Source organism: Nonomuraea sp. NPDC049129 (assembly GCF_040648495.1).
Classification (GTDB): Bacteria; Actinomycetota; Actinomycetes; order Streptosporangiales; family Streptosporangiaceae; genus Nonomuraea.
On record NZ_JBEZDU010000033.1, the window covers coordinates 1 to 12589 of the forward strand.

Here is a 12589-nt window from a genome sequence, read left to right on the forward strand (position 1 = left end):
TCGCCGCGGACCATCATCATGAGCATCGGAATGTGCTTGATCGTGAAGCGCTCGGACAGGCGGGGCGACCGGTCCACGTCGACTTTGACGAGTTTTACGCGGCCGGCCAGGTCCTGGGAGATCTGTTCGAGTGCGGGCGTGACCATCCGGCACGGCCCGCACCAGTCCGCCCAGAAGTCGACGATGACCGGCGGGCCGGCACGCTCGGCGACCTCGGCGAACGTGTCGTCGCCCGCCTCGGCGATCCACGGCAGCGGCCGGTGGCAGTTCCCGCACTGGGGCACGCCGTCGGCCGCGGCCGGGACCCTGTTCCGTTTGCCGCAGTTCGAGCAGGCGACGGTGGTCGAGATCATGTCAGCTCCCTGGTCCGGCGAAGGTGACGCTCAGCTCGCCGTGGTCGACGTCCACCGTGACGGTCGAGCCGTCGGGGACGTCGCCGCTGAGCAGCGCGCGGCCGATCCTGGTCTCGACCTCGCGAGCGATGAACCGGCGCAGCGGCCGGGCCCCGTACACGGGGTCGTAGCCCTGGTCGGCGATGAGCTTGAGCGCCTGGTCTCGTCGCGGCGGGTGTAACCGAGGCGGGACAGCTCGGCGACCGCGCGGAGCCGGCGGTCCTCCAGCTCCGCGATTTTCGCGGCCGCCTCCGGGGCCTCCTCTAGGTGCTGTTCGTAGGCGTTCATTTGACCTCGGTGAAGTCCGCGTCGATCACGTCGTCGTCGGCCTGCTGGAGCACGCCGTTGAGCGCGCATTGCGGCTCCCCCTAGCGATTGATACTCGCGAGCAGTTCTTCCGCGACCGCTCCCCAGAGCAGGCCACAGAGAATCATGGCGATGGCGGTGAGCGCGAAGACGAAGAGGCCGACGAGCAGCCCGATTTCCAGGTGGCTCACACGCTTTACCAGGCTTTCCCTGGCGCTCCGGGGTCACATCCCCCATGCGTGTAGTTCTGGGGCAAATCCCTTAGTCGACGGTGTCGTCCCGCCCCCGGACGATCACGAGGCGGGTCAGCTCGACGCGGGACTTGATCTGCAGCTTGGAGTAGATGTGCCGCAGGTGGAAGGCGACCGTGTGCGCGCTGATGAACATCTGCTCCGCCACCTGCCGGTTGGACCACCCGTCGGCCACCAGGAGCGAGACGTGCCATTCCGTCTCGGTGAGGCTGTCCCAGCCGGAGGCCGGCCGGTCGGCGTAGCTCCAGTGCCGGTGGCGCACACCCATGGCGCGCAGCCGCTTGCGTACGCGGGCCGAATCCCTGACGGATCCGATCTCGTAGTAGATCGCGAGCGCGCGGTCGAGGCTTACCGCCGCGTCGTCGTGCAGCCCGCCGGCGGCCTGCAGCACGCCGAGGTCCTCCGTGGCGGAGGCGCGCCCCCACACGTCGTCGGCGCGCTCGGCGGCCCGGGACAGGGCCTCGCGATCGCCGTCGAGCAGGCCGCGCGCGTGCGCGGCGGACGCGGTCAGGGCCAGGAAACCCGGGTTGGCGGCCGCCAGTTCCTCCGCGGTGGCGACGGCGGCGTTGGCCACCGCGCGGGCGTCCACGGCGAGGGCGAGGCGGACCAGCCAGGCGCTCGCGGTGGGGTTGCCGGCGAGCATCGAACGTTGCCGTTCGAGCAGGTCGGCCAGTAAGGTCATCGCCTTCAGCGGTCCGTCGCACGCCTCGGTGACCTGGGCCACGATGAGGGCGTGTTCGAGTGAGTCGCCGGGCAGGTCGGCGACGTGCCGGACGGCCGCCCGTACGTTGCCGCGCCGCAGCGCGACGGTGGCCAGGACGTTGGTGGCCGCTGCGGCGGACAGGGGCGTGGCCCGGTCCGCGGCGAGGCTCAGCGCCCGCTGGGCTTCGTCGGCGGCGCTGTCCAGCCGCCCTTCGAGCAGCTCGGACCGGGCCGCGAGGGCGGACAGGTCGGCCTCCCATGCCTGGTGGCCGGAGTCGAACATGTCCTCGCGCGCGTCCTGGACGAGCAGCCGCGCCTCGTCCAGCCGGTGGACGTCGGTGAGTATCGCGGCGGAGATCAGCCGGGATTCGTACGGATGCACGGCCGACCCGTTCGCGCCGGACAGGAGCCTGGCGTCGCCGGACAGCCGCCTGGCGTCGGCGGCCAGCGCCAGCGCCTTGGACAGGCGGCCCTCGTCCCGCTCCGCCTGCGCCAGCGCGATCAGGGCCGCCGCGGTGGCCGCCGCGCTGTGACGGGCACCCGCCTCGATGACCTCGTGCGCGTACGTGCGGACGGACGCCTCGTCGCTGGGCAGGCGCGTCATGGCGTAGAGGCGCACGAGCAGCGCCCGGTCGCGCACGTGGCCGGGAAGGTCGGGCAGCGCCAGCACCGTCTCGGCCTCCCGCATGGCCTCCTCGAGGCTGCCGGTCAGGTACATGACGTCCGCGAGCACGCAGTGCAGCTCGGCCACACTGTGCGTCGAAGCGTGCGCGGAGGAGTGCTCGGCGAGGCCGCCGCGGACCAGCTGCTCGGCCGCCCGCAGCCGCCCCTCCGCCATCGCGGTGTCGATGGTCGCGACGAGGTCGAGCCGGCCCAGCAGCGCCTGCCGGACGGGCGGCGGGACCCGCTCGGCGATGACAAGCCTGACCAGCTCGTGGCGGAAGGCGAGGTCATGCGCGGTGGCGGACAGGATGCCCGCCGCCATGGACTCCTCCACCGCGGGCAGCAGCGCGGCCGTTGTCGTGCCGAGCAGCGACGCGGCCTGCTCGGGGGCGAACGACCGGCCGAGCACGGCGGCCGTCTCCACCAGGTTCCTGGCGACCGCGCTCAGGCCGCCGATCCAGTGCCGCACCACCCTGGTGAACCGGTCGGGGATGCGCAGGGCGGCGTCGCCGTCGAGGACCTGGCCTTCGTCGCGAAGGCCGGCGAGCAGCTCGGTGATCAGCAGCGGGTTGCCGCCCACGACGTCCACCAGAGCCAGCGTCGCCGGTCCCGGCGCGGCCCCGAGCGTGTCGGTGGCCAGGGCGACGGCCGCGGCCGGGGACAGCGGCGAGAGCCGCACCCGGCCGGCCCCGTGGCGCTCCAGCAGGTCGAACAGGGAGGCGGACTGGTCCTGTCCCACACCGGTCGATCGGCTCAGCAGCCAGCCGATCGGCCGGAATTCGAGCAGGCCGTGGAGGGTGCGCAGGGCGACCAGCGTCGCCGGATCGGCCCACTGCAGGTCGTCGAGCACGGCCAGGACCGGAGCCGTGGGCCATTCCTCGAAGCGTGTTCGCAACGCCTCCAGCGTCCGCGAGTCTGGGTCGAGCCGTAGGTCCAGGGCCTCGAACAGGCTGCCGCACGGCACCAGCTCGCCCAGCTCCTCCAGCTCGCCCCGGAGCACGGCGATGCCGCGCTCGCCGGCGGTGGCGGCCGCCTCGTCGAGCAGCCGGGTCTTGCCGATCCCCGGCTCCCCGTCCACCAGCAGGGTCGCGCCCTTGCCCGCCTGAACGGCGTCGAGCAGGCCGTCCACGTCATGCCATTCCTGTTCGCGTCCCCGCATGTAAGACCGCCTCCCAGACGAGGAACGGTGAAGCTCATGCTCTTAAAGATCTTTCACGCCACTGCACGTTTCGGGGATGTGGCCGGGGAGCAGCCGGGACGAGTCTCGAGGTGATGCCCAGGAAAGGAGTTGGGACCCCGGGAAAGGAGGTGGGGACATGGTGGAAACCGGCTACGCGCCGTTCAACCGGACAGTGGACAGGACCCAACTTCCGCTGCTGTTGCGGGGCGTCCTTGAAGTGCTCAAGAGTCACATCACCGAAGGGGAGTGGGAGGACGTGAAGGCGGGCATGCCGAAGAACCTCGCCTCCTTGCTCCCATAGCGGCATTCAGCTCCTCCGACTCCTTTCACGGAGGGCGCGGACGAGCCGCAGCGGCAGGAGCCCTACCAGGGGAGCTCGCCTGCCAAGATCGTCGCGGTCCTCCTTGTCGAAGGCGCGGGCGTAGCGGCGGCTGTCCCGGACGCTCGCGTAGCACTTTGCGCCCGCTGCCCCGCAGCCGCGCTGACAATGCCAGCGCATCGTCTCCCCCTCGTTCTCGAAGCGGAAACGATGCCCGAAAACCCGACAAAGCAGCATTAAAACGACTGTACTGCCGGCATCCCTCCGGAGCACCGCTGAAGGACGTTCCGTGAAGGAGCTTTGACCATGACCGCAGAAGACCTTGGCATGATCCGGACCAACATCCCGGCCCGGCTGGATCGGCTGCCCTGGTCCCGGTTCCACTGGAGAGTGGTGCTGGGTCTGGGAACGGTGTGGATCCTCGACGGGCTGGAGGTGACGATCGTCGGCGCGGTCGCCTCCCGCATGACGGAGCGCGGCAGCGGCATCGCCGTCAACAGCGCCGACATCGGCACCGCGGCGGCCATCTACGTCGCCGGCGCGTGCGTAGGAGCGCTGCTGTTCGGGCAGCTCACGGACCGGCTCGGCCGCAAGAAGATGTTCATGTTCACGCTGGGCCTCTACATGGTCGCCACCGTGGCCACCACCTTCGCGTTCGAGCCCTGGTACCTGTTCCTCATGCGCTTCCTGACCGGGATGGGCATCGGAGGCGAGTACGCGGCGATCAACTCGGCCATCGACGAGCTCATCCCGGCGCGCAACCGGGGCCGGGTGGACCTGGCCATCAACGGCAGCTACTGGGTCGGGGCAGCCATCGGCAGCGTCGCCGCGCTGGCCTTCCTCAGCACCGCCCTCTTTCCGATGGACATCGGCTGGCGGCTGGCGTTCGTCATCGGCGGCGTGCTCGGGTTCGCCATCATGTTCACCCGCCGAAGCCTTCCGGAGAGTCCCCGCTGGCTGTTCATCCACGGTCGCGAGGAGGAGGCCGAACGTATCGTGGACCAGATCGAGGCCGAGATCGGCGGCGACCTGCCCCCGCCCAGGGGCGAGATCACGGTCAGGCAGCGCGCCGCCATCCCGTTCCGGGAGATCGCCAGGGTGGCCATGGAACGCTATCCGCGCCGGGTGCTCCTGGGTCTCGCTCTCTTCATCGGGCAGGCGTTCCTGTACAACGCGGTGACGTTCGACCTGGGGACGCTGCTGCACGGCTTCTTCGGGGTGGCGTCCGGGTCCATCCCGTACTTCATGGTCGTTTTCGCGCTCGGCAACTTCCTGGGGCCGCTCCTGCTGGGACGCTGGTTCGACACCGTTGGGCGGATTCCCATGATCGCCGGCACGTACCTGGTGTCGGCCGCCCTGACCGCGGTAATCGCTGTTCTGATGCTGAATCGGGCACTGACCACGACCTCGTTCATGGTGCTCATCGCGCTGACCTTCTTCGTCGCCTCCGCTGGGGCCGGCTCGGCCTACCTCACCGTCAGCGAGATCTTCCCGATGGAGACGCGGGCGCTGGCCATCGCCCTGTTCTTCGCGGTCGGGACGGCGATCGGTGGCATCACGGGGCCGGCGCTGTTCGGGCAGTTCATCCACAGCGGCAACCTGACGCTGGTGGCCGCCGGGTTCTTCATCGGCGCGGCGGCCATGGCGCTCGGCGGTGTCGCCGAGCTGATGTTCGGCGTCCGGGCGGAACAGCAGTCGCTGGAGGACATCGCCCGCCCACTGACGGCCGAGGAGGCCGGACCCTACGCGGACGAGCGCCGTGAGCGCATCCACCACCGCCACGAGCAGGACACCACGGGAGCGCGGCGGTTCCTGCCGGGGCCGGGGAGCACATTCCCCTCACCCGGGATGGTCGGCACCGGCGCGGCGAGCGGCCGCGTCACCGCCAGCGCCGACGAGCAGCTCGACCGGGAGGTCGCCGCCGTGACCCATGCGCTGGACGAGCACGGTCCCGCCGACCGCGACACGCTCGCCCGGATGGTCCACGGCCGTGCCTGGGGGCCGGGGCGCTTCCGCGCCGCGCTGCGGCAGACCGTCCGGGAGGGACGCGGCCGTTCCCTTTCGCACGGCCGGTACGACTCATCCCGGCACTGACCCCAGGGAGTTGGTCACCCGAACCGCTATGACCGACTGCTGCGTGGCCAGGGACGACCTGGCCGCGCCGCTCGTCTCAGAAGTGCGGGCCGCTCTTAAGGGCGCGGGCCGAAGCCCTGGGCGGCGAGCCAGGTGGCGCAGAGGCCCGGCCAGGCGGACACGGCCAGGTCGCCCTGGGCGAGCCCGAGCCCGTGCTTGCCCTCGGGAAAGACATGCAGCTCGTACGGTGTGCCCGCGCGGCCGAGCGCGTCGGCGAACAGCAGGCTGTTGGCGGCCGGCACCCCTTGGTCCGCCGCAGTGTGCCAGAGGAACGCCGGTGGCGTCTCGGCGGTCACGTTGAGGTGCGCGGACAGGGCCGTCGCCTGCTCCTCGGTGCTGTCGGGGCCGAGCAACTGTCGGCGCGACCCCGAGTGCGCGGCCCACCCGGCGAGGTCGATGACCGGATAGCCGAGTATCAGGGCATCCGGGCGGTCCCCGTCCTTGTCGGTGGCCAGGGTGGCGGCAAGGTGGCCGCCCGCCGAGAACCCCATGACGGCGACCCGCCCGGCGCCGCGCTCGCGGACGACGCGCACCGCCTGGCGCAGGTCGTACAGCGGAGCCGGATGCAGTGGCTCGCGCCCCGGCTCGTCGCCGGCCACCCGGTAGGCCAGCACGTAGGCGTCGATGCCGAGCATGACCAGCCAGCGGGCCACGTCCGCGCCCTCGTGCCCGGCCAGCCGGGAGTAACCGCCACCGGGGCACACCACCACCGCGCCCGTGGCCGGGCCGTCCGCCGCGTACAGGGTCAAGCTCGGGGACTCGCCGGTGGCCGGGCCGGGGGGAGTCTCCGGCCAGAGGGGAACGTCGATCATGCGGGGCACTCTACTCCCCGGAAAAGTTAGGAAACTTTCCTAAGCGGGTTGACCGGGCCCCGTAACGCTCGTTGGATGAGCTGTCATGACCCCCCGTATCATCGCCACCGCCGCCCTGGTCGCCGCTCTGGCCCTGCCGCTGCCCGCGGCCGCCGCCCCCGCGACCTTCACCCACCCCGGAGTGCTGCTCGGCCGGGGGCAGCTCGACTTCATGCGTACCAAGGTCAACGCGGGCGCGCAGCCGTGGAAGTCGGCCTACGACCAGATGATGGGCCACTCGCTGGCCTCACTCACCCGTGCGGCCAAGCCCCGCGCCGTCGTCGAGTGCGGCCCCTACTCCAACCCCAACAACGGCTGCACCGACGAGCGCCAGGACGCGCTCGCCGCGTACACGATGTCTCTCGCCTGGTACGTCACCAGGGACGCCAAGTACGCCAAGAAGGCCATCGAGATCATGGACGCCTGGTCCGCGGTGATCAAGGACCACACCAACAGCAACGCGCCCCTGCAGACCGGCTGGGCCGGCTCGGTCTGGCCACGGGCGGCCGAGATCATCCGCTACACCTACACCAGCTGGCCGAACGTCGACCGCTTCGCCACCATGCTGCGCACCGTCTATCTGCCGAAGGTCATCAACGGCTCCAACAGCAACGGCAACTGGGAGCTGAGCATGATGGAGGCGGCCGTCGGCATCTCCGTCTTCCTGGAGGACCGGACGAGCTACGACAAGGCGATCACCAAGTACCGCGGCCGGGTGCCGGCCTACATCTACCTCAGCACGGACGGCGAGCTGCCCAAGGGCGCGCCCGGCAGCGGCCTCGACACCCGCGACGAGCTCGTCAAGTACTGGCAGGGGCAGACGACCTTCGTCACCGGCCTCACTCAGGAGACCTGCCGCGACTTCACCCACACCGGCTACGGGATCTCGGCCATCTCCCACGTCGCCGAAACGACCAAGATCCAGGGCCAGGACCTCTACCCGGAGGTCGGCGAGCGGCTCAGGCAGGCGCTCGGCTTCCAGTCGAAGTACCAGCTCGGCGCGGCCGTGCCCTCCTGGTTGTGCGGCGGCAGCCTGAACCTGGGCCTCGGCCCGATCACCGAGGTCGGCTTCAACCAGCTCCACAACCGCCAGGGCATCCCGATGACGAACACCCAGCAGCTCACCGAGCAGCAGCGTCCCGCAGGCACCAACCAGCTCTTCGTCGCCTGGGAGACCCTCACCCACGCGGGCAGTTAAGCCTTTCCTTAGGTGAGCGTTGACAACGTCGCTGAGCAGGAGTCGGCTGAGGGCCCACGACGAGCGAGGGGGTGTCCGGATGCAGGTTCCAGCGCCGTTGGAGTACGAGCGGGCCACCAGCGTCGATCACGCCATCGGGCTGCTGGAGCGGCTCGGTGGTTCGGCGCGGCTCATCGCGGGCGGGCACAGCCTGCTCCCGATGATGAAGTTACGGCTCGCCACTCCCGAATATCTGATCGACATCAACGACCTGCACGCCGAGCTCGGTTACATCAGGACCGAGCCCGGCCAGGTCCGCATCGGCGCGATGACCAGGCACCGCGAGCTGCTGGAGTCGGCCGAGCTGGCCGCGACCTTCCCGATCTTCGGTGACGCCGAGCGGGTCATCGCCGACCCGGTCGTCCGCAACCGGGGCACACTGGGCGGCTCGCTCTGCCAGGCCGACCCGTCGGAGGACCTGTCGGCGGTGTGCACCACGCTGGGCGCCAGCTGTGTGATCCGGGGCGGCGCGGGCGAACGGGTCGTGACCATGGAGGAGTTCTACCGGGGTCCCTATGAGACCGCGGTCGAGGACGCCGAGATGCTGGTGGAGATCCGGGTCCCGATCCGGCCCAACGGGTCCAGCGCCTACGAGAAGGTCGAGCGGCGCGCGGGTGACTGGGCGATCGTGTCGGCGGGCGCGGCCGTGTGGCTGGACGGCGAGGTGATCTCCGACGCCCGCGTCGGGCTCGCCGCGGTCGGCCCGAACACGACCGGCATGCCCGCCGTCTCCGACGCCCTGCGCGGCAGGGAGCCGTCCGAGGAGCTGTACGAGCGGGCCGGGGAGCTGGCCGCACAGCACTGCGACCCGGCCACGGACATGCGCGGCAGCGCCCTCTACAAGCGCCACCTCGCCAAGGAGCTCACCAGGAGGGCCCTGCGCCGCTCCGTCGCCCGGCTCAGAGAAGGGGTGTGACGTGCGCGTATCGATGATCGTGAACGGCGAGGAGGTCACCAGGGAGATCGAGGGGCGCCTGCTCCTGGTCCACTTCCTGCGTGACCACCTCGGGCTGACCGGCACCCACTGGGGCTGCGACACCAGCAACTGCGGCACCTGCGTGGTCTGGCTCGACGGCGAGCCGGTCAAGTCGTGCACCGTGCTCGCGGCGATGGCCGGCGGCCACGAGGTGCGTACGGTCGAGGACCTCGAACAGGACGGCACGCTCGACCCCGTCCAGCAGGGCTTCATGGAGTGCCACGGGCTGCAGTGCGGGTTCTGCACGCCGGGGATGATGATGACGGCCAGGGCGCTGCTCGACCGCAACCCCGACCCCTCCGAGGGCGAGATCCGCGAGGCGATCTCCGGGCAGATCTGCCGCTGCACTGGCTACGCCACCATCGTCCGCTCGGTGCGCTGGGCCGCCGCCCGGGAAGCTCAGGAAGTCCGCGAAGCCCAGGAGTCGGGGGCGACATCGTGACCAGCACCGAACACCGGCCCGCCGGATTCACCGACAACGACCAGAAGCCGCTCGGCCACGGCCGGATGCTCCGCAAGGAGGACCCGCGCTTCATCCGCGGCCGGGGCCGCTACGTCGACGACGTACAGCTGCCCGCGATGCTGCACCTGGCGATCCTGCGCTCGCCCGTCGCGCACGCGCGGATCGTGAGCATCGACGTCAGCGCGGCGCAGGCGCACCCGAAGGTCAAGGCCGTCGTCACCGGCGCCGACCTGGCCGCCCAGGGCCTGGCCTGGATGCCCACGCTCTCCAACGACGTACAGGCCGTCCTGGCCACGGACAAGGTCCGCTTCCAGGGCCAGGAGGTCGCGTTCGTGGTGGCCGAGGACCGCTACTCCGCCCGCGACGCACTGGAGCTGATCGACGTCGAGTACGACGTGCTCGACCCGGTGATGGACGCCCGCAAGGCCCTCGACCCCGCCGCGCCGGTCATCCGTGACGACCTCGACGGCAAGACGGACAACCACTGCTTCGACTGGGAGACGGGCGACGCGGCGGAGACGGCCGCGGTGTTCGACACGGCCGACGTCGTGGTGAGCCAGGACATCGTCTACCCGCGCGTACACCCCGCGCCGATGGAGACCTGCGGCTGCGTGGCCGACTTCGACCGGGTCGAGAGCAGGCTGACCCTGTGGTCGACGACCCAGGCGCCGCATGCGCACCGCACGTTGTACGCGCTGGTCGCCGGGCTGCCCGAGCACAAGATCCGGGTCATCTCGCCCGACCTCGGCGGCGGCTTCGGGGGCAAGGTCCCGATCTATCCCGGCTACGTCTGCGCGATCGTCGCCTCGATCGTGACCGGCAAGCCGGTGAAGTGGGTGGAGGACCGCGCCGAGAACCTCATCAGCACCGGCTTCGCCCGCGACTACATCATGCGCGGCGAGATCGCGGCCACCCGGGACGGCAGGATCCTGGCCATCCGTACGAACGTGCTGGCCGACCACGGCGCGTTCAACGGCGTCGCCGCGCCGACGAAGTATCCGGCGGGCTTCTTCGGCGTGTTCACCGGCAGCTATGACCTGCGGGCCGCTTATTGCAAGATGACCGCCGTCTTCACCAACAAGGCGCCCGGCGGGGTCGCGTACGCCTGCTCCTTCCGCATCACCGAGGCGGTCTACCTGGTCGAGCGGATCGTCGACTGCCTGGCGTACGAGCTGGGGATGGACCCGATCGAGCTGCGGATGAAGAACTTCATCCAGCCCGACCAGTTCCCCTACACGACCAAGACCGGCTGGGTGTACGACTCGGGCGACTACGAGCCCACCATGCGCAAGGCCATGGAGATCGCCGGATATGAGGAGCTGCGCAAGGAGCAGATCGAGCGGCGCGCCCGCGGCGAGCTGATGGGCATCGGCGTCTCCTTCTTCACCGAGGCCGTCGGCGCGGGCCCGCGCAAGAACATGGACATCCTCGGCCTCGGCATGGCCGACGGCTGCGAGCTGCGCGTCCACCCGACGGGCAAGGCGGTCGTCCGGCTGTCGGTGCAGAGCCAAGGGCAGGGCCACGAGACCACGTTCGCGCAGATCGTGGCCGAGGAGATCGGCATCCCGCCCGCCGACATCGACGTGGTGCACGGTGACACGGACCAGACGCCGTTCGGCCTCGGCACGTACGGCAGCCGCTCGACCCCCGTGTCCGGCGCGGCGGCGGCCCTGGTGGCCCGCAAGGTACGCGACAAGGCCCGCATCATCGCCTCCGGCATGCTGGAGGTGTCGGTCGCGGACCTCGACTGGGACAAGGGCGCGTTCCGCGTCAAGGGCGACCCGGCCAAGTCCGTCACGATCCAGGAGATCGCGATGCGGGCGCACGGCGCCGGAGACCTGCCCGAAGGCATCGAGGGCGGCCTGGAGGCGCAGATCTGCTACAACCCCGAGAACCTCACCTACCCGCACGGCGCCTACATCTGCGTCGTCGACATCGACCCCGGCACCGCCCAGGTCAAGGTGCGGCGCTTCATCGCGGTGGACGACTGCGGCACCAGGATCAACCCGATGATCATCGAGGGCCAGGTCCACGGCGGCCTCACCGACGGGGTCGGCATGGCGCTGATGGAGATGATCGCGTTCGACGAGGACGGCAACTGTCTCGGCGCCTCGCTCATGGACTACCTCATCCCCACCTCGCTGGAGGTGCCCGACTGGGAGACCGGCTTCACGGTGACTCCCTCACCGCACCACCCGATCGGTGCGAAGGGCGTCGGCGAATCGGCCACCGTCGGCTCCCCGCCGGCGATCGTCAACGCGGTCGTCGACGCGCTCAAGCCGTTCGGCATCCGGCACGCCGACATGCCGCTCACCCCCTCGCGGGTGTGGGACGCCATGCGTGGCGTGCCCACGCCGCCGATCTGATCCTCGGAGCCGTACATGCCGTACACCAAGCGCATGGAGGAGCTGGTCGCCGAGCGCGTCCCGTTCGTCCACGCGGTCGTCGTCCGGGCCCAGCTGCCTACGGCGGTCAGTCCGGGCGACGACGCCATCATCCTGTCCGACGGGTCCATCGAGGGGTTCGTCGGCGGGCAGTGCGCCGAGAGCTCCGTGCGTACGGCGGCGCTCTCGGCGCTGTCGGACGGGCGGACGGTGCTGCTGCGGGTGCTGCCGGAGGGCGAGCCGGATTTTCCCGACTCGCCGGGCGCGCAGGTCGTGGTGAACCATTGCCTGTCCGGGGGCGCACTGGAGATCTTCCTGCGGCCGCTGCTGCCGCCTCCGGTGCTCTGGGTCGTCGGCTCCTCGCCGATCGCCACGGCCCTCGCCGCCCTGGCCGGGCCCTTGGACTTCACCGTACGAGCTGCGGACGCCTCGCCCGGTCCGGCGGGTGCCACCGCGGCCGTCGTGTGCAGTCATGGGCGCGGCGAGCCGGAGGCGATCCGGGCCGCGCTGGAGGCCGGTGTCGGCTATGTCGGCCTGGTGGCGAGTCGGCGGCGGGGTGCTTCGGTGCTGGCGGAGATGGGGCTGACGGAGGACGAGCGCCGCCGGGTCCACTCGCCGGCCGGTCTCGGCATCGGTGCCCGGACAGCGCCGGAGATCGCGCTGTCGATCCTCGCCGAGATCGTGACCGCCATCCGTACCGGGGATCTCGCGCGGACGGGAGGGCGGTAAGGA

12 protein-coding genes are annotated in these 12589 nt (G+C 70.7%); 7 read left to right on the forward strand and 5 right to left on the reverse strand.

Annotated elements, in window-relative coordinates:
- The 4 genes from AB0B64_RS52770 to AB0B64_RS52785 form a co-directional block, all read right to left on the reverse strand.
- Positions 1-353: thioredoxin domain-containing protein (locus tag AB0B64_RS52770; protein ID WP_358200256.1), on the reverse strand; the 353-nt coding region annotated here is incomplete at its 3' end.
- 1 nt (position 354) lies between these two features.
- Positions 355-513 (reverse strand): hypothetical protein, encoded by a 159-nt coding sequence (locus AB0B64_RS52775; RefSeq protein WP_357939089.1) that lies wholly within the window; start codon positions 511-513, stop codon positions 355-357.
- Positions 514-760: 247 nt separating this feature from the next.
- Positions 761-889 carry a hypothetical protein gene (locus AB0B64_RS52780; RefSeq protein ID WP_357939092.1) on the reverse strand — a complete coding sequence of 43 codons (129 nt, stop codon included), beginning with the start codon at positions 887-889 and terminating at the stop codon, positions 761-763.
- 70 nt (positions 890-959) lie between these two features.
- Positions 960-3473 (reverse strand): AAA family ATPase, encoded by a 2514-nt coding sequence (locus tag AB0B64_RS52785; RefSeq protein WP_357939094.1) that lies wholly within the window; start codon positions 3471-3473, stop codon positions 960-962.
- Between the two features lie 157 nt (positions 3474-3630).
- Between AB0B64_RS52785 and AB0B64_RS52790 the strand changes: the two genes are divergently transcribed.
- Together AB0B64_RS52790 and AB0B64_RS52795 are read left to right on the forward strand one after the other, a co-directional pair.
- Positions 3631-3795, forward strand: coding sequence for a hypothetical protein (locus tag AB0B64_RS52790; protein ID WP_357939096.1), 165 nt, complete (start codon positions 3631-3633; stop codon positions 3793-3795).
- Positions 3796-4119: 324 nt separating this feature from the next.
- Complete coding sequence (locus tag AB0B64_RS52795) at positions 4120-5907, forward strand: MFS transporter (protein ID WP_358200284.1); 1788 nt, start codon at positions 4120-4122, stop codon at positions 5905-5907.
- A 95-nt stretch (positions 5908-6002) separates the two neighbouring features.
- On the opposite strand, the gene AB0B64_RS52800 is transcribed toward AB0B64_RS52795, so the two are convergent.
- On the reverse strand, positions 6003-6758 hold the full coding sequence (locus tag AB0B64_RS52800; RefSeq protein WP_358200292.1) for an alpha/beta hydrolase: 756 nt from the start codon (positions 6756-6758) through the stop codon (positions 6003-6005).
- 85 nt (positions 6759-6843) lie between these two features.
- Here AB0B64_RS52800 and AB0B64_RS52805 point away from each other — a divergent pair, with 85 nt between their 5' ends.
- The 5 genes from AB0B64_RS52805 (at position 6844) to AB0B64_RS52825 (ending at position 12586) form a co-directional block, all read left to right on the forward strand.
- Positions 6844-7995 carry an alginate lyase family protein gene (locus AB0B64_RS52805; RefSeq protein ID WP_357939102.1) on the forward strand — a complete coding sequence of 384 codons (1152 nt, stop codon included), beginning with the start codon at positions 6844-6846 and terminating at the stop codon, positions 7993-7995.
- 79 nt (positions 7996-8074) lie between these two features.
- The gene (locus AB0B64_RS52810) at positions 8075-8950 is read left to right on the forward strand and encodes a xanthine dehydrogenase family protein subunit M (RefSeq protein WP_358200308.1); all 876 of its coding nucleotides are present in this window, start codon (positions 8075-8077) and stop codon (positions 8948-8950) included.
- A gap of 1 nt (position 8951) precedes the next feature.
- Positions 8952-9452, forward strand: a complete 501-nt coding sequence (locus tag AB0B64_RS52815) for a (2Fe-2S)-binding protein (RefSeq protein WP_357939106.1) — start codon at positions 8952-8954, stop codon at positions 9450-9452.
- Entirely contained in the window at positions 9449-11839 is a 2391-nt protein-coding gene (locus tag AB0B64_RS52820; protein ID WP_358200320.1) for an aerobic carbon-monoxide dehydrogenase large subunit, read from the forward strand. The genes AB0B64_RS52815 and AB0B64_RS52820 overlap by 4 nt, the downstream gene beginning before the upstream one ends.
- A gap of 15 nt (positions 11840-11854) precedes the next feature.
- Complete coding sequence (locus AB0B64_RS52825; RefSeq protein ID WP_357939110.1) at positions 11855-12586, forward strand: XdhC family protein; 732 nt, start codon at positions 11855-11857, stop codon at positions 12584-12586.
- The last annotated feature ends 3 nt before the right edge of the window (positions 12587-12589 follow it).

What these genes read in the sequence shown, in the direction of transcription:
- AB0B64_RS52790 (WP_357939096.1), top strand. Translation starts at nt 3,631, where the DNA reads ATGGTGGAAACCGGCTACGCGCCGTTCAACCGGACAGTGGACAGGACC.
- AB0B64_RS52795 (WP_358200284.1), top strand. Translation starts at nt 4,120, where the DNA reads ATGACCGCAGAAGACCTTGGCATGATCCGGACCAACATCCCGGCCCGG.
- AB0B64_RS52805 (WP_357939102.1), top strand. Translation starts at nt 6,844, where the DNA reads ATGACCCCCCGTATCATCGCCACCGCCGCCCTGGTCGCCGCTCTGGCC.
- AB0B64_RS52825 (WP_357939110.1), top strand. Translation starts at nt 11,855, where the DNA reads ATGCCGTACACCAAGCGCATGGAGGAGCTGGTCGCCGAGCGCGTCCCG.
- AB0B64_RS52785 (WP_357939094.1), bottom strand. Translation starts at nt 3,473, where the DNA reads ATGCGGGGACGCGAACAGGAATGGCATGACGTGGACGGCCTGCTCGAC.
- AB0B64_RS52810 (WP_358200308.1), top strand. Translation starts at nt 8,075, where the DNA reads ATGCAGGTTCCAGCGCCGTTGGAGTACGAGCGGGCCACCAGCGTCGAT.
- AB0B64_RS52800 (WP_358200292.1), bottom strand. Translation starts at nt 6,758, where the DNA reads ATGATCGACGTTCCCCTCTGGCCGGAGACTCCCCCCGGCCCGGCCACC.